Origin of the sequence: Nostoc sp. 'Lobaria pulmonaria (5183) cyanobiont' (genome assembly GCF_002949795.1) — a bacterium.
GTDB lineage: Bacteria > Cyanobacteriota > Cyanobacteriia > Cyanobacteriales > Nostocaceae > Nostoc.
Genome location: NZ_CP026692.1, coordinates 5,036,768 through 5,057,583 on the forward strand (window position 1 = coordinate 5,036,768; position 20,816 = coordinate 5,057,583).

Genomic DNA, 20,816 nt, shown 5'->3' on the forward strand with positions numbered 1-20,816 from the left:
TAATGTTGTACCGCATCTGAATGGGAACCGCTATACTACAAACCGAGGTGTTAATTACTGCCGAAAAATTTCTACTTTTTGTAACACCACTTCTTGATTCGGACGATCTCTAGTTGTAGCCACATTAGCAATCTTGTTGACTATATCTAGACCTTGGACAACTTCACCAAAAACACTGTGTTTGTTGTCAAGGTGAGGTGTTGGTGCTTCTGTAATGAACCATTGCGAACCATTAGTACCGCGTCCCGCATTAGCCATCGACAGGATACCTGCACCTGTGTGCCTCAATTCAGGATGAAACTCATCCTCAAATTGATATCCCGGCCCACCAGTACCCCATCGGCTGGCCGTATCCAAATAACGACTCAGAGGATCGCCACACTGAATCATAAAATCAGGGATGACCCGGTGAAAGCGAACCCCATCGTAGGCTGGAGTCCCCTTACCAGATTGACCAGTTTTAGGGTCTTTCCAGTCGATTGTTCCAGTTGCTAGACCGACAAAATTTTTGACGGTGTTAGGAGTTCGTTCTTCCTCCAAACGAACTACAATTTCACCCAAGGAAGTAGTTAAACGAGCGTGCAGTGTTCCATCACCGGGAATATTAATTTCTGGAAAATTCATGAGGTATCCTATTTTGAAAATTGCCAGTGTTTGACCTACGATAAGCTTATCAGCATTCAAGTTACAGGTTTACAGATTACAAAAAAACTGAACCAAGAAAACTTTAGAAAACGAATATTTTACTCGGGCAAATTTATCGCTGGATTACGGTTAAAGAATCCTCTAGGGACTAGCTTAAAGCCAACTCGGTGAACAGGCATCACAGGCCAATCTTCCGATCGCGGAATATGAGTTACGCCCATCGTGTACCAGAGGACGATATCTTCACCCAGCAAAGACTCATTGTCTGAGATATATTTTGGTAAACCCTGTCCGGGTTTCGTCTGGTTCGGATAATCGCCCCCAGCATAAAGTTCAGTAGGTTTATATTTTGTTACCCAGAGGTGATGAGTTGCAAATTCTGCCCGTTGACGGATTTTTGAGCCTTCCACCGGGAAAAATATGGAGTTTCCTTCAGGCATCAGCATATATCCAGGTGCAGCCCCTAAAACATTCTTTTTGTCTGCACTAACAATCATCCATTCTCGACTGCTTTTCATGTTCAAATCGCGCACAGCAGCCGTTTCTTGGGCTAGTGGAGTTTCTGTAACTGCGATCGCATTTCCTAAAGGATTTTTCTCATCCATCGGCAAAGCATTCACATTCATTTCGATCACAGAATTCGCTTGACCATCAACATCGAAATCTAGACGATAGTTGAAAAAGTGCTGGTGATTTACTCCAAAGATATTCTTAGCAATTAACCGACCATAAGAATCATCATCAGATTGCTTTTGGGCAGCCGTTCCTTGCGCTAGTATAATACCCGTTAATTCATTTTGGACTTCCAAAGTCCCATCCTGGTGAAAGATCCAATTGATGCTGTAATCATAGTTGTCAATGGCTACCGTCATCTTCATCACTAATTCTCGACTGCGACGGACATCATTACGCTGAGTATTATACTCATAGTGTTTCCACAGCATTCCGTTATCGCGTTCGTAGATGCCGATAACCCCTGGTATTTGATAAGGTTCTCCCTGTTCATTAGCAAATACAGCATTTAGTAACAAGCCATTTTCAGGAATTTCTTTACCTAATTCCATCGAATTTGCTAGTTGACCTAAGTTGTATTCTCCAACATCAAAGGCATTTCTAAACGACCAAGTAGGTTCAGGATTGCCATAAGGTACTACCATTTCTGAGAGACTAGCGCGGTATAAAACTGGTCGAATATTTTCCCCGTCTTTGTGCGTCACTTGGTAGAGCATTAATCCATTACGAGGATGCATTGAATAGCGAAACTTCCAACCTTGCCAGCTAATTTCATTGTTTTTGATCTGGAAACTTCTACCATTAGGTTGGAGGATTTTCAATGCTTTAAGTGGTGACAGTAATTTGCCCAATGATTTGACATCGTAATTCCAGTTTTCTTGAGAGAAAGGTATGTTTCCTCTATCAACAAAACTAGCAATTTTACCCGTGTTCAAATTTACTGTTGCTAAGACTCCTTCAATCGGACTACTGTAATAGTTCCAGCTTTTGCCTTTGTAGTAAGATAAACCGCGACAAAGACGATTACCTATTGCTTCTTCCTGTTCGCTCAGAATTCCTGGTGCCCACCAACTAATTTTGACTTGCTCAAAATCAGTAATTCCCCGCCTTTGCATTGCTTTTTGCCATCGAGGATCGGCTTTAACCACCTGAGTTGCTAGTTCATATTCTGAATTGACAATCGCAGGTTGAACAGACGCTATTTCTTTCCAAGAACTTAAGGTTTTGCTTCTCAGGTCAACAATTCCTTCAAAGGTTTTGTTTTCTGAACGTTCATAGATTATCAAAAAAACTTTTCGCCCAAAGACTTTACCAGGTGTAAAATTTATAACTTCTTCTTTATCTGGTTCTTGTAAAGCAATAAGGGGAAAAGCTGCCATTTCGCTCAAAGTTTTCTTACTTTTGATAATCGAAACAGCTGTGCTAATTTCTACCTCAGTTAGCGAAGTAAGAGGATGGGAAATCAAAGGCTGTTGAGCCGTCAATGTTTCCATTAATCCGATTGAGATAGAAATGACAACAATGATGGCAATAGCTAGCCATAAAAAACGCTTTAGCCGCTTAATCATCTTTTACATTTTTACAAAAGACTTATAGTTATCTATTTCCAAGCCTAAGATTGAAAACCGATAAATTAAGAGGCTAAAGCGAAATTAATTTGTTAATACTTGGGGATTAGGGACTGGCGACTAGGAAGCAAGGGCTGGGAAATTTTTCCTAATACCCAATACCCAGTCCCCAATCCCCAATTTATGCCGAAACCAAACGGCGTAAAGATTCAGCACGACGTTTAGCAATAGAGTTATTTGGAGCAAATTTGAGTGCTTCTTCGTAACTTTGTAACGCCTGAGTAGTTAATTTTTTCTTCTCGTAGGCGTGACCGAGATTATTCAATCCTGTTACGTAGTCTGGTTTAGACTTAAGAGCTTCTTTGTACTGACGAATTGCTAAGTCATATTGATCTTGGGTAAAATAAACATAGCCCAGCCCGTTGTAGATGGGAGCGATATTTTCTTCTTCCTCTTCTTGGGCAGTTTTGAGAGCTTTTTGAAATAGCGCGATCGCTTGAGAATACATTTTTTTTTCTGAATAAATACTGGCTAACTCATAATATTCTTGAGTCGTACCCTTTTCTTTCTCTAACTTCTTTCGCAACTTTGCAAAAGAGCCTTCAACCTTACGAGTTTTGAAAATCTGGCGAAAAACACTCACGGCTGCAATTGTGAGTATAACCACCAAAATTGAGAGATAAACAACGGCTAGACTGTTATCCATTGCTGCAAATACAAATATTATAAAGTTTGTTATTTGTCATTTGTCATTTGTCCTTGGTTATTCGTTAATGACTAATGACCAATTTACGGTAAACCCCAATATTGAGAGCGTTGTTGGAGCCAACCTTTTTCTAAATAACGAGCGATCGCTTGATTCACGTTTCGTCTTAATTCATCGTACTGTAATCCCTTGGGCATTACTACAGCCAAAGGTTCAGTTGATAACTTAATTGGCAGTAGCCGATATTGAGGATATTGTTGTACCCAGCCGCTTAGAACACTAGCATCTGCGGCAAAGGCAAAGGCTGCATTATTTTCTATTCTTTCTCGCGCTTCTTGATAAGAATTCACTCCTACTAACTCGGCGTTTGACAGATAGTATCGCACTTTAGCAATGGTGCTGGAGTTGTTAAGTACGGCAATTTTTTGTTTTGATAGATCGCTCAACTGCTGCACAGATGCATCTTTTGTAACTAGTACAGTGCCATCCAAATAATAGGGAACGCTGAAACTAACTATGCGGGCGCGTGACTCGGTTGCTGTGACTCTAGCGATCGCAAAATCAACTTTCTTGTCTAAGACTACAGACAGGCGATCGCGATTCGCTACAGGTTGAAATTTTACAGCTTCGGCTTTACCAACCAAGTCAACTGCCAAACGCTTTGCCAAGTCAATTTCTAAACCTTGCAAATTTCCGTTGTCATCTTTAAATCCCAAGGGACGCAAGTTATCTTTAACGGCAACATTTAAATAACCCCGCTGCTGAATTTCTGACATTTCGGCAGCAGATGCAGTTAATCCTGTCCCCACTAGAGAAAAGCAAAAAATCCAAAAGATAGTGGCGGATAATACCAGATGTAACCGAGTAATTACTTGCAATTTGTTACATCTGTTATACATCCCTTACCACCTTTATCCTTTAGCTTGAATTGCCAATTCAGCAACTTTGCCGAAGCTAGCTGGATCGAGAACTGCCAATTGCGCCAACATCTTGCGATTTAGTTGGATATCAGCTTTTTTCAAGTTACCGATCAACTGGCTGTAACTCAAGCCGTGTTGCCTAGAAGCAGCGTTGATGCGGGCGATCCAGAGGCGACGAAAATCGCGCTTTTTCTTTTTGCGATCGCGGTAGGCACTCCGTAGCGCCTTCATCACTTGTTGGTTGGCAGTTCTAAACAGAGTTGAATGGGAACCGCGAAAACCTTTAGCTAGTTTGAGAATTTTATTGCGGCGTTTGCGAGCTACATTACCGCGTTTTACCCGAGTCATAACTTATTTCCTAAAATACTTACAAATATGGGAGCATCAAGCGCACGTTCAGTTCATCGCGTTCGTGTACAAGCGTACTCTGGCGCATACCACGTTTTTTATCAGAAGATTTGTGTTCTAAAAGGTGGCTTTTGAACGCTTTACGACGGACGATTTTACCGCTACCAGTGGCACGAAATCGCTTTGCCGCGGCTTTACGAGTCTTTAGTTTAGGCATGGTCTAGCTTTGATTCGACACGATCCATTATTATATACTATTAAAATTGCTATAACTGCAATTAAATAAAGGATTTAAGCAACCGCGATCGCTACGAAGTTCTAAAACGCAACTTGGCTACAAGTTTTCGGAGCGATCGCGAAGCTGATACGAATGGTAAAAATGACTATATCCGTGCTTTGATGGTCAAAGCACGGAATGAGAATATGGGAAAAAGCCAAAGCCATTGATTTATTTAACTTTTTTCAGTGGCGTTGACTTTGGGATCTAAAATTATTTGCGAAGTGGATTTATTCACATGGTAAGTCCAAGATTGCTCTTTAACCTTGACAATCACTTCCCAACCTTCCACGGGGTCGTACTGCTGGGTGCAGACTTCGCCAAAGTGGAATTTACAGAGATTACCAAAGGTTTTTGGTGTAGTTTTAGTAATTTTTAAATCAGCAATTTCCACCCCAGAACGGCTTGAGGCATCGCTCAAAATTGCATCTGCGATCGCCTTGGGCAATGTTTGTAAAGTACTCACTTTCGGATCTAAAAGGATTTGCTTTCCAGATTTATCTACATGGTAAGTCCACGAATCTTTGCGGACTCTGACAACTACTTCCCAGCCTTCAATGGGGTTGTATTCCCTGGTACAAACTTCTCCAAATTTGAACTCACAGGGATTACCAAAGGTTTTCGATGTGACTTGGGTAATCTCTAATTCCCGTTTACGTAGGCTGGAACGGAAGGATGCATCTCCTAAAATTTTATTAGCGATCGCTTTCGGCAACTCGTTTACTTGCGATTGGGATAGTTTAGTGCCGTCTAAGCGAGGTATAGCCCCAGCATAATTGTTTTCAATAAGTCCGAATCCATAGGATAGCAAGCTTGTCAACACCAGCGTCAAGAAAATTCCTCTGGGTGACTGGAAGGTGCTTTTAATTACGGCAGATGCTTGGATGATTGATTTTTTCATATATATGTATTGATTGTTAAAAATTGAACGGATAAGTAGGTGGGCGTGAATATTTGTCGTTGGGATAAGGCAGGAGGGTTTTAGCCTCGTTCATTTTTTTAACATAGTTTGATTTTATTCTGCCGACCTACTTAATATCGCAATTGCAATCATAATTTGTTTGACGTTGCACTCTCAATTCGGTTTCTTTATAAGGAGTAGGGAAGTAGTAATGCTGAGTGCTGTTAGCTATCTGCTAACGGAACTGTTTTGCCCAATACTCCATCACTTATGCTTGTTTGCTCATTGCCGCTAAATTCACCACAAATTCAGGAAATTGGCGTTTTAATGCTGGAAACACCGGACAAGGTGCTTGTTCTTGTAAATTATCCGGTTTACTCCAAGTAAAGGGGGCTTTCTGCGCCGCAGACATCCACAACAGAAGCTTTGCTCGTGTCATAGCAACATAGAGTAAACGATACTCTTCAGATGTTTTCAAATTTTTTGCCACCTCCCATGCCTGACTAACATCCGGTATGATAGATTCTTCGTGGAGAGTCGCACGAATTTGGGCGCGGGCTACTTCTGATAAGGTAAAATCGCCTAAAAATTGGCTTTGGGGAGGAACCCAAAATCTGCCAGGAATCAAGTTTTCGTGGAGAAAAGGAAGAAACACATAGTCCCAATCTAGCCCTTTGGCTTTGTGCATAGTGATAATTGTCAGTTGACCGCGACGGGTGTAACGTTCTTCCGAATCCTCGGTTTCCACTGGTTCAAACCGTTCGGAACTAACTATTTCACTTAAAGCTGACAGCATTCCCCCCATCGAACTATTGCCAGCTATCTGCTGGTTTACCCGTTCTGCTAGTTTGTCAGCAGTTGCCAATTCTGCCTGATCGTAATTTAAGGTTAAGGCAAGAAAGGAAATTAGCTGGTATAAGGGCAGTTCTAGACGAGCGCGGAGTAAGCTGCGACACAAGCGGGCAGCTTTTTGTACTGTTTCTGGCTGGGGTTCTGCTAGGGGCCCAGGATATAAAAACTCTTCTGGCAGACTAGCAAGGGCGTTGAGGTCTTGGGTAGGAATTAATTGGCGCTGTACTAATGCTTCTAGGGCAGCTTTGAGGTAATCGGGGGAGTGGGGGCGATCGCAAAATTGCAATAATGCCAAAATTTCTTGGGGGACATGGGAACGGCGATCGCGTTCTCCCACATCGTAAAGTAGAATTTTATGCTCTTTGCACAGAGGTATTAGAGCCTCTGCTAACCATCGTCCTTGACGATTTTCTCGGACTAAAATTGCTGCACTATTTTTTGTTGGATCTTCACTAAATAACTCAATTACCCTTTGAGATAACAATTCAACGGTGTGATGAATATCGCGCGGTGTATAAAGTTCTAATCCTCGTCCTATGGGTGCGGGGTTGGCATTAACTTGCGGATCGCCAGCTTCCACAGGGCGAATTGTCTGCAAGCGAAATGGTACTTGTCGATTTTCAGGAATCTGTTGTTTGTTGTTGGTTTTGGTTGTTGCTAACCACTGATTATTAATCCATTTGAGGGCAAAGTTAGCGGCTTCGATGATAATTCTAGTACTGCGACCAGCTTGATCCATCGTTGCCAATCGTTCGATGCGATCGCACTCTTCGCAAAATTGCCGGAAATAAATCGGATCGGCTGGGGTGAAGGTAGAGTTAATCGCCTGGTTGGGGTCGCCAACTCGGACTAAATTTAGTGCTGAGTGCTGAGTGCTGTTAGCGGTAGCGGGGCGTTTAGCCCGTGCTGAGTGCTGAGTTAGGAGTGGGGAGTTGGGAGTTGGGAGTGAAGAATTCTCTCGCTGATATTCCCCATTACTCGCCAAAATTTCTAATAGCTGCGTCTGAAGAGGGCTAGAATCTTGAGCTTCGTCTTCAAATACGGCGAATATTTGGTTTTGCTCGATGTGACGGGCACTGTCGTTTTCTAAAACGCGCAGTGCGGCTAAAATCATATCGTCGTAATCTATAAAATCACGCGATCGCATCAAGTTTTGATATTGCTCGTACAATCCCGCCGCTACGCTCAAAATTGCATATTCGTCTGTGGTTTGTTTACTCCACTCTCGCAACTTTTCTGGCGATATCCCAGAACTTTTTGCTTCATGAATTACCGTGTTAGCCAATTCCGGTAATACTTCTGTTCGCAGCACTGATTGGCGACGCAACCTTTCTGTCTCTTCTCCGTCAAATTGATGACCTTCTAATAACCGCAAATATACATCTGGATTATTTACAATCCATTGTTCTACAGCCGTTCGGATAAAGCGGTGACTTTGCGTTGGTGTAATTAATATAACATTCTCTAGCTGCAAACCCGACAAATCAGAATGGCGGTTGGCGATGTTCAACGCTAGACCATGTAGTGTATAGACAAAAAAGCCCGTCTGAGGTAGACATAAATCATCTCGTAAGAATTTGCGAATCTTCGCTTTAATATTGGCAGCAGCAGAGCGAGTAAAAGTAACAACTACCAACTGACGGCGGGAGGATGAACGCTCATATTGACGTGCAATTGCGATCGCCGCCGCCGCCGCCATCCCAGTAGATTTGCCTGCACCGGGAACGGCTGAAATAGCCAAAGGGCCAGATTGCCAATCAGCCATTTGTTGTTGTCCAGGGCGTAGACTGTTGCGAATTGCTAGAATCTTCTCCCCCAGGTTAGGAACAGGCGATCGCTCAGACAATTCTGAGTGGAGTAATTCTTGAGCCATAGGAGCAGTAAATTTAGAGTCTGACATATTAAATTTTATATTTTAAATATAGGTATAGTACTCATATTTGATTTTGGAAATACACGTAGGGTGTGTTATACATATAGATTTCTCGTAGGGGCATGGCATTGCCATGCCCCTACCAAGGTATTTGTATCATTATTAAACTGAAATGGTATAATCCACAGTCCGAAAGCTTTGGTGCGTTATGGACATTAGTCTAAATGCACCCTATATATACTTAATACTTAGATTTTTTTAAAAATTAAATTGGATTGGTATAGATGTTGAATGTAATTCCCAAACCGCAGATATGAATAATTTTTGGTGATTCTCTATAAATATATCTTAAGCCCCCCCTTTTTTAGGAGGGTTGGGGGGATCTCCAGGCTCAAAATATCACTAACTAGTTAATTCGCGGATATGTCTAGTGATTAAGAATGTAGAAGAATTAAGAAATCGGTTGTTTACTAAGTGGAATAGTAAAAAATCAGCAAGAGCTAGAAGGATATAGCCTAGAGGAAATTACATCTATAGAGAGTAACTATGGAGTTTTGCCAAGGAATTACAGGCAAATATTAGGCTTACTTTGGCTTCTGAGAATAAATATTAATGTGTATCTAAAATTTAAAAAAAAGAGTATTAAATATTCTGTAAATCCCGTGACTAAATAAATTAGCCAAGCATTATTTGTTCAGTCACGGGATTGTTAAGAAATCTAAAGACCAAATCTCAAGCGATGCCTACAGTGGGCTGTTCGGTGTCGCAGCCTCACCTGAAGATTGATTATAGGCACAATGCAGATCCAACTATTGCCCGTTTTGATCAACTGCTATAAAAACCAGAAATAACGGGCTAACTCGTACAGTTGAAAATGACTTTTAGAGTAGCTCATTGACATTTTACCGTTCTTCCACAGTTGATTCATTAAAGACGGCTACGTATAACCATCCTGCTAAAATAGCCCCCAAGATAGGAGCTATCCAGAACAGCCAGACTTGCGAAAAGAGTTCTACACCTGCAAATAGAGCAACTCCAGTACTACGAGCAGGATTAACCGAGGTATTGGTTACAGGAATGCTGATTAGGTGAATCAAGGTAAGTCCAAAACCAATTGCCAGTGGTGCAAATCCTTGAGGAGCGCGGCTATCAGTTACACCCAGAATAATCAGCAGAAACATGAAAGTCATTACAACTTCAGTAATGAAGCAAGCAAACAGCGTGTAACCACCTGGAGAATGAGTACCATAGCCGTTGCTAGCCAGTGGGTTGAAGCCAGTCAGCGTAAATCCAGTTTTGCCGCTAGCAATCAGGTAGATAATCCCGCCAGCAATAATTGCACCGATCACTTGAGAGAGGATGTAAGGTAGTAAGTCAGATCCCGGAAAGCGCTTACCTGCCCATAGTCCAAACGAAACAGCTGGGTTGAAATGACCACCAGAAATATGACCAAAAGCATAAGCCCCTGTGAGGACAGTAAGCCCAAATGCCAGGGATACACCTACTAATCCAATACCCAATGGAAAAGAAGTATTCTCGCTGATTTTTGCAGCATCTTCTGTGTAGGCGACGGCTAGAACAGCACTACCACAGCCACCTAAAACAAGCCAGAATGTGCCGATCAATTCAGCCAAACAACGTTTCGTGAGAGACATTTTCAGAAAACTCCTTGTTTAGCTACAAACGAGTGATAGCTATGTTGAATAATGCTTAAGTTTTTCCTATCAACAGGAAATCCATTGCGTTTCTTTCGTTATGAAACTAAATCGAAAAAATAGTAATTTGTTTTTTCCTCAATAATTTTGGTGCTCAAATAATGAATATACTGGAAAAGCTAAAATTCCAAAAAAATGGTTAATTTATTCAAAATTTTGCTCTCATGATATAGGACTCATCTTTGATTTTTGAAATATACGTAGGGGAGCCAGTGCAGTCTTGGGGTTTCCCCAAGTGAAGCAACTGGAGTTGTGTTAACACTTTGGTAACGCACCTGCCAAAAGTTTTGGTGCCTTACGTTACGCGATAACACAACGCCAGTCCGCTCAAGTCGGGAAACCCGCCCACACGGCTGGCTCCCCTACATATACTTAAATTTTTTCAAAAATCAAATTGTATTGGTATATATCTGTTGAGATTCTTGATCCAGTGTGTTCTATTAAAAGTTATTACAAAATTTAAATAGGTTTTGTGCCCTATACACTTTCAGCTTAAAAAATTTGGGTTTTTCCTATTACATTCGTTACTTCCTGACTATTCTGGGGATGTCATGAACCCTCAAAACGTGAACTTACACAGCTACAGGACTTACGCAAAATAATGAAAAAACGAACCGCAAAGGACGCAAAGGACACAAAGGAATAAGAGTTTCAGAGAGTTATTGCGTAAGTCCTAAGCTAAACGAAAAATCAAGGGTTTAGGCAAAGCATTGGGGAGCCAGTGCCTTGTTTTGGTTTAAAGAGTTAAAGCAACTGGCGGCATTGGCCACACAGAAAATTGAACCAATGCCGCCAGTTGCTATACGCTGTTTGGACAGTCTTAACAGATCACACAATTAGTTCTGTCTAAAATTAAATTTATTCGTCAATCTGCCAGGAATCCTTAGTTAATTCTTCATCCAGAATTTTCTTAGGACGCACAATGATAATAATTTGTCCTAGTAGAGGAATTTCTGTCTCATTTTCAAACCACTGAAACTCTAATTCACCACCATTTTCAACAACAAAATAGCTAGAGGCATCCCATTTCCGTTTGGCACGATCTACCACAACTACGACGGGGCCTATTTGGTTTTGGGTTTGGATGGGGAAGCGATCGCTATTCGCTAAAATCACTACTGGATCTTCTGCCGCCAATAGCACTTGCCAACCAGGTAAGGGTATCCAAGCTTGCTCTCCAGAAAACTTGACCATCCGAAATGGTTCTATTTCTGTCAGTATGGGCACAGCTTGCAAGTCTTGTCGTGATAATGGCAACTCGCCTACTACGGGCAAGATTCGGGGTAACTGTTCCTCAAATTCCAGACGGTAGAAGGGTAAAATTGGCGCTGGACGCTGGGGAACGGTAGTAAAATCAGTCAGCAGCTGTTCGATTTTTTGCCTTGCACCTGGCGTGTGAGCAAAACGCAAACCTTTGGCGATTAGGCGCGATCGCTGTTGTAAATCTGCATTTTGGCGTGCCAGTTTCCAAACTTGGTAGGCAACAGCATCCCCAGGATGAGCAGAAAACCCTTCTGGCAAAGTGCGGAAATAGGAGAACTCTTTAATTGCTTTTGCCACTTCCTTCACCTCATCGGTGTCAAGTTTGTGGACAAAGATCAGTTCGGCGGCGGCGGCACGTTCTTCTTGAGTAAGTAAACGTAGCTCGTATAAAACATCGCTGCCGCGTGTGGCATAGTGCGATTGCGTTTCTTGCGATACTCCAAACTTTTCCAAAGAATTGTAAACTTGAGAACCAACAACCACCTGGTTTTGTTGAATCGGCTCAAATCCAGTCGCCTCAAAAATTTCTTGAGGGTTGTAACCGGTTTTTAACAACGAGGCGATCGCGGTTCCCCATTCCACCCAGTTGCCTTGTTTTTGCCTCAGCCTTCGCAGTAACTCTTGTGCTACATCGTTGGTAGTATTATCTTCGGGATTCTGAGTGTTGGGTGGTAAATCAGTCATAATCGGAGTGCGAGCTTCAACTTGAGAGGCTAATTAACACCTCATGAGCAAGTCTTATTCTAATCTATACCCAGACCTACACCTCATCCACGATCAAAACTGCTATAGTTTCGCTAATTTAGTTGGTTTTTATAGCGCAACATTTTTTAATTCAGATATTTAGACAAATTTCCTCTGTAGCGATCGCTATTAGCGTTCTCAAATATGCAAAATAACTCCGTATAAACCCTTGGCGATTTTCGGCTATTCTCAACTAAACTTGGTATGGAATATAACAAGACAGTGAATATTTAAAGGAAAATCTTATGGATAAACCTAATCTCGAAATTGATAAAGTCCAATCTCAAGTTATGACTCTCGAACGACCAAAAAAGCTGAAAATCCTGGTAGTTGACGATGAGCCAGATAATCTCGATTTACTTTATCGCACATTTCGACGCGACTTTAATGTTCTGAAAGCTGATAGTGGGGTGAACGCCCTACAAGTTTTGGCAGCAGAAGGTGAGGTAGCGGTGATTATCTCCGATCAACGGATGCCAGAAATGAAAGGGACTGAGTTTCTCAGCAAGACTGTACCTCAGTTTCCCGATACAGTGAGAATAATTCTCACTGGATTTACTGATATAGAAGACTTGGTAGAAGCGATTAATGCCGGACAAGTCTATAAATATATCACCAAGCCTTGGGACCCAGGGGAACTGAAGGCAGTGGTGCAAAGAGCAGCAGAAACCTACGACTTGCTCAAGCAACGTACAGAAGAATTACGCCGTGCTCATGCTCAAATGGCGCTGCTGAGTGTTTTGGTGCAGGTAACTCAAGCCGCTTCTAGCTTAGAAGAAACTCTTGCTCCCATTGCTAGGGCTGTGAGTGAAACTTTTGGGGCAGACGGCTGTATTTTACAACTTACAGATGGAAATATTCTGGTTGCAACTCAAGGAACTTATAGCGATACAGGTACAATAGAAAATTGGCTATCTCAAGACCCACTAACCAGGGAAGCGATCGCCACGGGACAAATGCAAGTTTCCTTAAATGTACTTAAAGACACTAAATTAGTTGATACGATTCACTACCCAAATACGGGTGTGCAAGCACATTTAGTAATTCCAATTAGCTACCGCAATCAACTTTTGGGTGTATTGTCGCTACAGTGGAAACAACCTTGCACTTTGCGAGAAGATGAATTGGTGCTAATTAATTTATCAGCACAACTGGTGGCGATCGCTCTTACTAGTAGTCGCTATCAAACCACTGTGTAGTTGTCATTTGTCCTTTGTCATTTGTCCTTTATTCTTGGCAAATGACAAATGACTAATGACCAATGACCAATGACTTATTGACCAATGACTAACGAAATTCAGTCCATTTTTAACCGTATTGCTCCAGTTTATGACCAGTTGAACGATTGGTTGAGTCTGGGACAGCATCGAATCTGGAAGGAAATGGCAGTAAAATGGAGTTCAGCTAAACCAGGAGATACTGCATTAGATTTGTGTTGCGGTAGTGGTGATTTAGCTTTACGTTTAGCACGACATATAGGAGCAACAGGACAGGTATACGGTGTAGATTTTTCCCCAAACCTGCTAGAAAACGCTAAAGAACGCTCTCAAAGGCAGTATCCCCAACCTGCTATCAGCTGGGTAGAAGCTGATGTCCTCAATTTACCCTTTGACGACAACCAATTTGATGCCGCAACAATGGGCTATGGTTTAAGAAATGTTAAAGATATTCCCCGCAGTCTGCAAGAGTTATACCGGGTTTTGAAGCCGGGTGCTAAAGCCGCAATTTTAGACTTTCATCGACCAAGTAATCCTCAGCTACGTGCCTTTCAGCAGTTATATCTGGACAGTTTTGTAGTGCCAGTTGCCAGTTATTTAGGCTTAAAAGAAGAATATGCTTACATCAGTCCCAGCTTAGATCGCTTTCCTATTGGCAAAGAGCAAATAGAGTTAGCTCATCAAGTTGGTTTTGCTGTTGCCACACACTACCCCATTGCGAACGGTATGATGGGAGTGCTGGTAGTCAGCAAAAATGAGTGAGGAGTTAGGAGTTATAAGTTAGAAATTCTGAATTATCAGTACTGATAAGTTCTCGTTTAAAATTTATCATTCTTAACTCCTCACTCTAAACTCCTAACTTTTTTAATTCTTCCCTTGGACTGGTCTCATCTTTGGCTTTATGTGTCTCCCCCGGTACTGGGTGGAATTATTGGCTATTTCACAAATGATATAGCTATCAAAATGTTGTTCCGTCCTTACCGAGCAATTTATATCGCTGGACGAAGAGTACCCTTCACCCCTGGATTGATCCCCCGCAATCAAGAACGTCTGGCTAAGAACATTTCTAATACAATCATGGGGTCACTATTGACACCACAAGAATTGCAAAATCTGGCGCGGCGTTTGTTGCAAACAGAACGCGTGCAATCAGCAATTCTCTGGTTGTTGCGGTTGGCAATTGAACAAATAAAAGCAGATAAAAACGAGAAAAGTGCCAAAATTGTAGCGGGAATTTTGCGGGATTTACTAGGTGAGTCCTTGCCACGATTGCTTAAGGTTTTAGCACGGCGTGAAGATTTTTTGGAAGTGCAGATCAATCAAATTTTTGACCAGATATTGCTGGAATTTCAACTGAGTGAAGAACAAGCTACGCGGCTTGCTGATTGGTTGTTGCAAGTCGTTTTACCGCCGGATCTTCTCCGCCAAACGATAGTTGATTTTTTGACCGATCGCACCATTCAAATTATCGATGAAGGTTTCCGCGAAAAAACCAGTGGGACTTATTGGGTAGTAGCAAATTTGTTTGGCTTACGTAATACTCTTACACGCCTACGAACTTTTTGTCTGGATGAAAAAGAGGCTGCTAATACTCGCTTGCAGGAATTGACTCAAGATTTGCAGATCCGCGATCGCATTCGGAAATTACTGCAAAATTTATCATTACAAAACTTGCCAATAGGGACAGTGCGTCAACTACGAAAAACCACCCGCGAAAGTGTCCGCCATTACCTGCAAAATAGTGGCAGCGATTTTTTACAAGGATTAACTGATTCTGTTGATTGGCAAAATATTGCTGTAGTGCTGCTGAATCGTCTTAGTACTTCACCCGTTGTAAGTACTTCTTTAGAAGTCATGAGTCAAGAGTTGGCTCTAATTTTAGAGAAGTATTTGGAAAAAGATTTAGAAGCAATTGTGGCACAGGCTATTCCGATTTTGTCGATAGATGAAGTGATAGTTGACCGTGTAAAATCAACTTCAGCGGCTGATTTAGAAGCTGCCATTGAGGGAATTGTGAAAAATGAATTGCAGGCGATTGTGACTTTAGGTGGTGTTTTGGGTTTTGTTATCGGGTTATTGCAGACGGTATTTTTAATATTAAGTCAATATTAATTTTTTGTTTGTAACTGTAAATTTTTGTCAAATTATAGTTGCAATTTGTCCACATTATGGAATGAGGAGAATTGAGCGATCGCTTTTCCGTGAAATGCTGGATACATTAAGCGACGAGTTAGGCGATGTTCTTCCCCGTCTTGTAATAAAATATTGTTGCCAAATGTTGATTCTAGGAAATACCAACCGATCCGCGACGACATATTTTCAGCTTGTTCTACCAGCACTAGCCGATTAGCGTCAGGGCCAATTAAATAAGCACGTTTGTATCCCATGACGCTCGTCTTAAAAACTGAACCATGCTGCTCGAATCTTCGCCATAGATACAGTTCTAAATCCCTAAATATTTCTAAAGTCTCCCCCAAGATGGGCAAGCCATAACTACCAGGCATTTCCTCGGCTGATTTTAGCTGCCGCATATTTGAGTACCTCCAGCAGTAATTAGCTACAGTTTAATTGTAAGTTAGGCTTTACAAATCCAAATTACCAATTCTGGTAGAGTTTTTCTGCGTAGAACATAATCTCTTCATTTGGTAATCTAATTTTTGGTTTTTGTCGAGGATACAAACTTTCTACAGCACTTGTATCTTGCTCAATAATTGTAGCTGCTGCTTGTAAAACTGAATTCTTAAACAGGAATTTCATCAAAGGATTGACGAATTTGACATACATTAAAATAAACGTCTTAGTTATTTTTTCCGTTTCTGGGTAGAGAATATGAATTTGAGCAATATCACCAATAGCGGTTTTAGCCAACAAAGCTGTCGTTGAAGGAAAAGCGTATTCGAGTGTGTTAGCTAGCGTTTTAGGGAATATTCCCAAAATAGGATTTTTGATAATTTCTCCTAGCGTGTTGTTGGCTCTAGTCAGTTCTTGTTTGACTGTGGCATAGTATCCTTTTTCTTCAAAAGAGCTTACATTACAAGATGTAATTTTAAATAGTTCTTTATGAGTACCATTTTGGTGGTTATAGTCATAGTTAACCATCAGGTTAACCAAAAATTCACCTTGAATACTCTTGTCCCCAGTTACTCAATGAACTCGTATTCATCATATCTGATGGTAAAGAATTAGCCATAAGTGCCATTTGGCTTTTATATAGAAAAAATTGTTCCAGCCAAACTGACACTTGCGAGATTTGAATTATATTACACTTAATAAAACTCTGATTAACCACAAAATTACTACATCGTAGATTAAAATTATGGCTAACTTTATCACAGAAAAGTTATAAAATATAAATAGAAAATTGACTATTATAATGCCTATACAAATCAAACGATTAGCAAAAGGTGAAATCCTTGAGAAAAATTGAAATTTAGATATTTCTGCTTCAGATTTCAGCCCTTCGGGTTTAGAAATGATGCCTGTAAAAATATACTGAATAATATTGGTATGATTACTCTCCTCTACAGGTTTTCCATGATCTCCATTAAAATAATATAATTCTTGCAATCGTTGATCTCCCATCAAAAAACCATCAAATCCTCCAGTTCCAATATCTACCATTCCTACTCCTCGTAAACCACTACACAGAATTCCAACTGGCCAATCAAAAGAGCTACGGGCATTGCATAGCTTCTCTACCTGTTTCTTGTCAAATATCTGTTTCCAGGGATATTCTCGTGGTAAAACACTACCAGCTAAGTAAACTCGTTTGAACTTCATTCCAGGTAATCTCTTTAAACTTTCCCCTAAAATATAGGTACCATTACTATGTCCAATGAAATGGAAATTAGTGCTGGGATACTTAGCAAAATAGTAGCTATATTCATCTTGAAACCAGTCAATATTAATTTTACGAAGACCAGGAAAAACAAAGTTAAACGCTGAAAAGTAACCGTAGGAAGAGGTGATAACTTCTGTATCTGGATCTTCTTGAAGTATTTTATCTCTTACTTGGTCAACCCAGCCACTGTTGCTAGCTCGAATTCCATGAAGAATAAACACCACATTATTTTTAACAATTGATGATTTTAAATTTTGATTTTCATCTAAGAATCTTTCGCTAAGAATTGCTTGCTTAATTAGCTTATATCTTTCTTGCCTATCTTCAGCTTGATCAATGAGGTGAATATTCGTGTGTTCGGCATCAGAAACATCTATATGAAAAGCATCAGGTAACTGCTCTAAATCAACACTGTCATCACGAGTTATCTTTCCATCTTTTGTCCCCAGGAGTTGAACTACAGTTATTGGATAATAAGGTTTTGAGAAATGTCGAATCCAGTCAATTCTTAAATTGGTGATAAATGCAGAACCTCTAACAAAGTCTTGTAATGGCATCAATCTCCGTAAGGAAAAAGATGTAGCTTTCTCGAAGGCCATTGCCATTTTCCAAGTTAAAGATTGAGTAGGATTCAAACCGCGATTGAGTGAAGAGAAAAGAACAAATCGCCTAACGTATTCATACCAAGGACTTCGATTATAATCGGAGTACATACCAGATGCTAATAGGTAAGTCTGCCGAATGAGAACACCACCTAAGCTATGCCCGATAAGGATAACTTCGTCAAAAGGGCCTTTATCTTGCCATTTTGCGTCTATTTTGCCTTTTAGCTGTCCGCATAAGCTGATGCCTCTCTGAAAACTCCAATCATTAAGATTATGCTTATCCCAAAGCAGCCATTCACTTTCAGTTAAAATAGTTTCTTTTTTAAGTTCTTCAACTAATGGCTTCCAAGTTTGAGCATCTTGATTTTCAGAAGGAACAACAACAATGAGCCGTTTTAAGGAAGTTGAGCTAACAGAAGTAGTTCTAGTATCATATTGACTGGGTGTTGTCGTTCTGCCTGTCCCTCCCCAAGCAAGTCCTACAGGCTGTTCCTCAAAACTTGCTTTGATTCCTAATTGATTTTCTATGTATTCAGTCAGTAACCTAGCATTTTCATCTTCCGAACTGTAAGTGATAACAAAAGCTGGCTGTACCGCTTGTATTAGTGAGACTGCTTCGTTAAAATTAGCACTATTAGAGTCAAGATTATCAGATTTTATATCTACAACCAAAACATCTACTTTAGGGTAAGAAAGCTCTAATAAATTCGGAGACCAAGAAAAATCCGATGAATACATTACATTAATGCCATTTTCAGTACGAACTAGTGGCATTACTGAACCGAGCCGATAACCCGATGGAAAGAAACATATTTGAGTCTTGTCTATTGTGTGCCAGATTCCATCTGTTGGAAGAACTTCAAATTGTCCACGTCTAAATTTTATATCTGGAGATTTTGCTAATAATTCTTCATAAGTTTCTTGACTTAAGACAATCTTTTTTTGCTGTCCTTTACTGGTACTGAAATCATTCAGGCGATTGATATTAGTCTGTATCCGAATATAACGCTCTGGAGCAAATCCATCACAAGTCACAGTCTGACCAATAAGAATACATCCATCTTTGCGAACAGTAGCTGCACCTTGAACATTATTCATTGTTGCTCCTTTTTCTCAGTAAATTGGCGACAAAAGCTTCAACATTCTGAGGTGTAAGATGGGGAGCAACTTTAGGATTTTTAATAGCTGATTCGGTTAATGTAAAGCTAAAACGCCCATTTTTGATAGCAGCAGAAAGAACGTTTTCCTCATGTACTAGTTCAGATAACATAGCTTGAAGCTCAAAACTATACTGTTCTTCCCGTTGACTTCCATTATTTAGAGTTGGAAGTTTGCCCAAGAAAACATAATGGTGAATAACCTTGGGTCGAGTCGAGTCAATTGTTTCTATGCAGTCAGTTAAGCTTCCTCCCCCCCGCAGGTTGCATTGAAGAATCGCACGAACTTCTTCTTTGCTCCTCTGATTCTCAAGCGCATCTTTAGCCAAAAGGTTAATATTTTCAGACTCTTTAACCCTCGAAATTTCAGATGCTACGGAAAAAGACAGATAACCTGGTGATGTTCCCCAATTGACAAGAGGTTGTATTTCAGGTGGGAGCGATAATAGCAAAAGGAACCTACGCAAAATAGAGGAGTCTTTTAATTCAAGTTCTTGGGCGATTTGATTGAGGGAAATTCCCTGAATTTGATACAAGCGATTTAATAATTGAGCAACTTGTATCGGAGAGAGCCTACGATTTTTCTTATGCGTTCCAATAGAGAGAATTAAATCTCGCCGTTCCCCAGACGAAAGTGAGTCTAACATAAGTTTTTTAACTTAGAGATAACCCCGTTCAGAAAGCGCTGCTTCAAGGAGAGTTATAACCGCATTATTTTGGTCAATCTCCTCATCTTGTGTAAATTGATTTAAAGCATCATATAGTTTGTCACCAACTACTACTCTGAGATTCATTTGCTGCTGCCGCCTACTCCTTTGTATAACTTCTTTTGGAGGAACGCTTGGCTCTTGAATCGCAACTTTTTCAATTTGTCGTTGTTGAAGACCACTCATTTTTTGCATTTCTTCGGCATAAATAATAGCAGCTTCCTTGTTAACTTCTTTACTAGAAGAGTCTGTTGCTGCTTTTTGCGCCCGAAGTGCGACATCAAGTTTTAAACCGCTTTCAACTTTTTCTTTTAATGGTTCAATCAGTTGCTCATACTTAACATACTGACTTACCTTATAATAGGGAAGTCCTAATGTGTCTGAAATCTTTTTAATAGACCCATATTTTCTGTATAACTCTGTGCAAGCATCAATGTAGTCTTTGGTTGACAAATTTTGTCGAACCATATTCTCAGTTAGAGAAATCGCTTTTGCAATTTCTGGTTCTACTGGTTCAGCAAGGATTGTGGCACGTATAGTTTCATGTCCTAAATACTGATGTGCTAGAAAACGCCTCTGACCTGTGACTACTTCATATCGTTCTTCCGCTTTTGGAGAAACAACAATTGGCTCAAGGAGTCCTATTTTTTCAATACTGGCTGCTAATTCTTGAATACCTTGGTCAATATCGCTGGTACGAACTTGAGATAGTCCGATGTCAATTTGGTCAAGTGGAATTTCTTTAACGACACTATTCTCAGTAATTGTCATCTATACCTCATCATTAACCGTTTTATATTTAAATAACCTGATATCGGGATAAGCTGAAACCCTCATTACACTGTTGCTTGATTCTGGGATCTGTCAACGTGCTTGCACCGTTTCAGCCAGTTAACATTGAATAAACCTCCTGAACCCGAACTGACGTTAAATAATTGAATTAAAAACTTGTACTTTTTTAATT

Annotated in this window: 18 protein-coding genes; 3 read left to right on the top strand and 15 right to left on the bottom strand. The window is 40.6% G+C overall.

Annotation, left to right across the window (positions count from 1 at the left end):
• Window positions 1-54 precede the first annotated feature (54 nt).
• The 10 genes from NLP_RS22240 to NLP_RS22290 form a co-directional block, all read right to left on the bottom strand.
• On the bottom strand, window positions 55-624 hold the full coding sequence (locus NLP_RS22240) for a peptidylprolyl isomerase (protein ID WP_104908264.1): 570 nt from the start codon (window positions 622-624) through the stop codon (window positions 55-57).
• A gap of 119 nt (window positions 625-743) precedes the next feature.
• Window positions 744-2,726 (bottom strand): primary-amine oxidase, encoded by a 1,983-nt coding sequence (locus NLP_RS22245; RefSeq protein ID WP_104908265.1) that lies wholly within the window; start codon window positions 2,724-2,726, stop codon window positions 744-746.
• A gap of 181 nt (window positions 2,727-2,907) precedes the next feature.
• Complete coding sequence (locus NLP_RS22250) at window positions 2,908-3,432, bottom strand: tetratricopeptide repeat protein (protein WP_104908266.1); 525 nt, start codon at window positions 3,430-3,432, stop codon at window positions 2,908-2,910.
• Window positions 3,433-3,515: 83 nt separating this feature from the next.
• Complete coding sequence (locus tag NLP_RS22255; protein WP_104908267.1) at window positions 3,516-4,331, bottom strand: transporter substrate-binding domain-containing protein; 816 nt, start codon at window positions 4,329-4,331, stop codon at window positions 3,516-3,518.
• A 12-nt stretch (window positions 4,332-4,343) separates the two neighbouring features.
• Window positions 4,344-4,700, bottom strand: a complete 357-nt coding sequence (gene rplT / locus NLP_RS22260) for a 50S ribosomal protein L20 (RefSeq protein ID WP_104908268.1) — start codon at window positions 4,698-4,700, stop codon at window positions 4,344-4,346.
• A 19-nt stretch (window positions 4,701-4,719) separates the two neighbouring features.
• Complete coding sequence (gene rpmI, locus NLP_RS22265; protein WP_104908269.1) at window positions 4,720-4,917, bottom strand: 50S ribosomal protein L35; 198 nt, start codon at window positions 4,915-4,917, stop codon at window positions 4,720-4,722.
• A gap of 235 nt (window positions 4,918-5,152) precedes the next feature.
• Window positions 5,153-5,878, bottom strand: a complete 726-nt coding sequence (locus NLP_RS22270) for a hypothetical protein (protein ID WP_104908270.1) — start codon at window positions 5,876-5,878, stop codon at window positions 5,153-5,155.
• Between the two features lie 268 nt (window positions 5,879-6,146).
• A complete protein-coding gene (locus tag NLP_RS22275) occupies window positions 6,147-8,630 on the bottom strand; it encodes an ATP-dependent helicase (RefSeq protein WP_104908271.1) in 2,484 nt (827 codons plus the stop codon).
• 875 nt (window positions 8,631-9,505) lie between these two features.
• The gene (gene aqpZ / locus NLP_RS22280; RefSeq protein ID WP_104908272.1) at window positions 9,506-10,258 is read right to left on the bottom strand and encodes an aquaporin Z; all 753 of its coding nucleotides are present in this window, start codon (window positions 10,256-10,258) and stop codon (window positions 9,506-9,508) included.
• A gap of 918 nt (window positions 10,259-11,176) precedes the next feature.
• Complete coding sequence (locus NLP_RS22290; RefSeq protein ID WP_104908273.1) at window positions 11,177-12,265, bottom strand: RuBisCO accumulation factor 1; 1,089 nt, start codon at window positions 12,263-12,265, stop codon at window positions 11,177-11,179.
• 305 nt (window positions 12,266-12,570) lie between these two features.
• Between NLP_RS22290 and NLP_RS22295 the strand changes: the two genes are divergently transcribed.
• The 3 genes from NLP_RS22295 to NLP_RS22305 all read left to right on the top strand — a co-directional run bounded on the left by NLP_RS22295 (window position 12,571) and on the right by NLP_RS22305 (window position 15,654).
• Window positions 12,571-13,524, top strand: a complete 954-nt coding sequence (locus NLP_RS22295; protein WP_104908274.1) for a response regulator — start codon at window positions 12,571-12,573, stop codon at window positions 13,522-13,524.
• A gap of 84 nt (window positions 13,525-13,608) precedes the next feature.
• A complete protein-coding gene (ubiE, locus tag NLP_RS22300; RefSeq protein WP_104908275.1) occupies window positions 13,609-14,304 on the top strand; it encodes a bifunctional demethylmenaquinone methyltransferase/2-methoxy-6-polyprenyl-1,4-benzoquinol methylase UbiE in 696 nt (231 codons plus the stop codon).
• 114 nt (window positions 14,305-14,418) lie between these two features.
• On the top strand, window positions 14,419-15,654 hold the full coding sequence (locus NLP_RS22305; protein ID WP_104908276.1) for a DUF445 domain-containing protein: 1,236 nt from the start codon (window positions 14,419-14,421) through the stop codon (window positions 15,652-15,654).
• Between the two features lie 32 nt (window positions 15,655-15,686).
• Here NLP_RS22305 and NLP_RS22310 read toward each other — a convergent pair whose 3' ends face one another.
• The 5 genes from NLP_RS22310 to NLP_RS22330 all read right to left on the bottom strand — a co-directional run bounded on the left by NLP_RS22310 (window position 15,687) and on the right by NLP_RS22330 (window position 20,623).
• Window positions 15,687-16,073, bottom strand: a complete 387-nt coding sequence (locus tag NLP_RS22310; RefSeq protein ID WP_234017026.1) for a cytochrome P450 — start codon at window positions 16,071-16,073, stop codon at window positions 15,687-15,689.
• A 64-nt stretch (window positions 16,074-16,137) separates the two neighbouring features.
• Window positions 16,138-16,641: a hypothetical protein gene (locus NLP_RS22315; RefSeq protein WP_104908277.1), complete on the bottom strand. Its 504-nt coding sequence runs from the start codon at window positions 16,639-16,641 to the stop codon at window positions 16,138-16,140.
• 156 nt (window positions 16,642-16,797) lie between these two features.
• Window positions 16,798-19,086, bottom strand: a complete 2,289-nt coding sequence (locus NLP_RS22320; protein ID WP_104908278.1) for a hypothetical protein — start codon at window positions 19,084-19,086, stop codon at window positions 16,798-16,800.
• Window positions 19,079-19,792 (bottom strand): hypothetical protein, encoded by a 714-nt coding sequence (locus NLP_RS22325; RefSeq protein ID WP_104908279.1) that lies wholly within the window; start codon window positions 19,790-19,792, stop codon window positions 19,079-19,081. The genes NLP_RS22320 and NLP_RS22325 overlap by 8 nt, the downstream gene beginning before the upstream one ends.
• Before the next feature lie 12 nt (window positions 19,793-19,804).
• Window positions 19,805-20,623 (bottom strand): ParB/RepB/Spo0J family partition protein, encoded by an 819-nt coding sequence (locus NLP_RS22330; RefSeq protein WP_104908280.1) that lies wholly within the window; start codon window positions 20,621-20,623, stop codon window positions 19,805-19,807.
• Between the last annotated feature and the right edge of the window lie 193 nt (window positions 20,624-20,816).

What these genes read in the sequence shown, in the direction of transcription:
- NLP_RS22310 (WP_234017026.1), bottom strand. Translation starts at nt 16,073, where the DNA reads ATGCGGCAGCTAAAATCAGCCGAGGAAATGCCTGGTAGTTATGGCTTG.
- NLP_RS22330 (WP_104908280.1), bottom strand. Translation starts at nt 20,623, where the DNA reads ATGACAATTACTGAGAATAGTGTCGTTAAAGAAATTCCACTTGACCAA.
- NLP_RS22250 (WP_104908266.1), bottom strand. Translation starts at nt 3,432, where the DNA reads ATGGATAACAGTCTAGCCGTTGTTTATCTCTCAATTTTGGTGGTTATA.
- NLP_RS22255 (WP_104908267.1), bottom strand. Translation starts at nt 4,331, where the DNA reads ATGTATAACAGATGTAACAAATTGCAAGTAATTACTCGGTTACATCTG.
- NLP_RS22320 (WP_104908278.1), bottom strand. Translation starts at nt 19,086, where the DNA reads ATGAATAATGTTCAAGGTGCAGCTACTGTTCGCAAAGATGGATGTATT.
- rplT (WP_104908268.1), bottom strand. Translation starts at nt 4,700, where the DNA reads ATGACTCGGGTAAAACGCGGTAATGTAGCTCGCAAACGCCGCAATAAA.
- NLP_RS22240 (WP_104908264.1), bottom strand. Translation starts at nt 624, where the DNA reads ATGAATTTTCCAGAAATTAATATTCCCGGTGATGGAACACTGCACGCT.
- NLP_RS22245 (WP_104908265.1), bottom strand. Translation starts at nt 2,726, where the DNA reads ATGATTAAGCGGCTAAAGCGTTTTTTATGGCTAGCTATTGCCATCATT.
- NLP_RS22275 (WP_104908271.1), bottom strand. Translation starts at nt 8,630, where the DNA reads ATGTCAGACTCTAAATTTACTGCTCCTATGGCTCAAGAATTACTCCAC.
- ubiE (WP_104908275.1), top strand. Translation starts at nt 13,609, where the DNA reads ATGACTAACGAAATTCAGTCCATTTTTAACCGTATTGCTCCAGTTTAT.
- NLP_RS22325 (WP_104908279.1), bottom strand. Translation starts at nt 19,792, where the DNA reads ATGTTAGACTCACTTTCGTCTGGGGAACGGCGAGATTTAATTCTCTCT.
- NLP_RS22270 (WP_104908270.1), bottom strand. Translation starts at nt 5,878, where the DNA reads ATGAAAAAATCAATCATCCAAGCATCTGCCGTAATTAAAAGCACCTTC.
- NLP_RS22315 (WP_104908277.1), bottom strand. Translation starts at nt 16,641, where the DNA reads ATGGTTAACTATGACTATAACCACCAAAATGGTACTCATAAAGAACTA.
- NLP_RS22290 (WP_104908273.1), bottom strand. Translation starts at nt 12,265, where the DNA reads ATGACTGATTTACCACCCAACACTCAGAATCCCGAAGATAATACTACC.
- aqpZ (WP_104908272.1), bottom strand. Translation starts at nt 10,258, where the DNA reads ATGTCTCTCACGAAACGTTGTTTGGCTGAATTGATCGGCACATTCTGG.
- rpmI (WP_104908269.1), bottom strand. Translation starts at nt 4,917, where the DNA reads ATGCCTAAACTAAAGACTCGTAAAGCCGCGGCAAAGCGATTTCGTGCC.
- NLP_RS22295 (WP_104908274.1), top strand. Translation starts at nt 12,571, where the DNA reads ATGGATAAACCTAATCTCGAAATTGATAAAGTCCAATCTCAAGTTATG.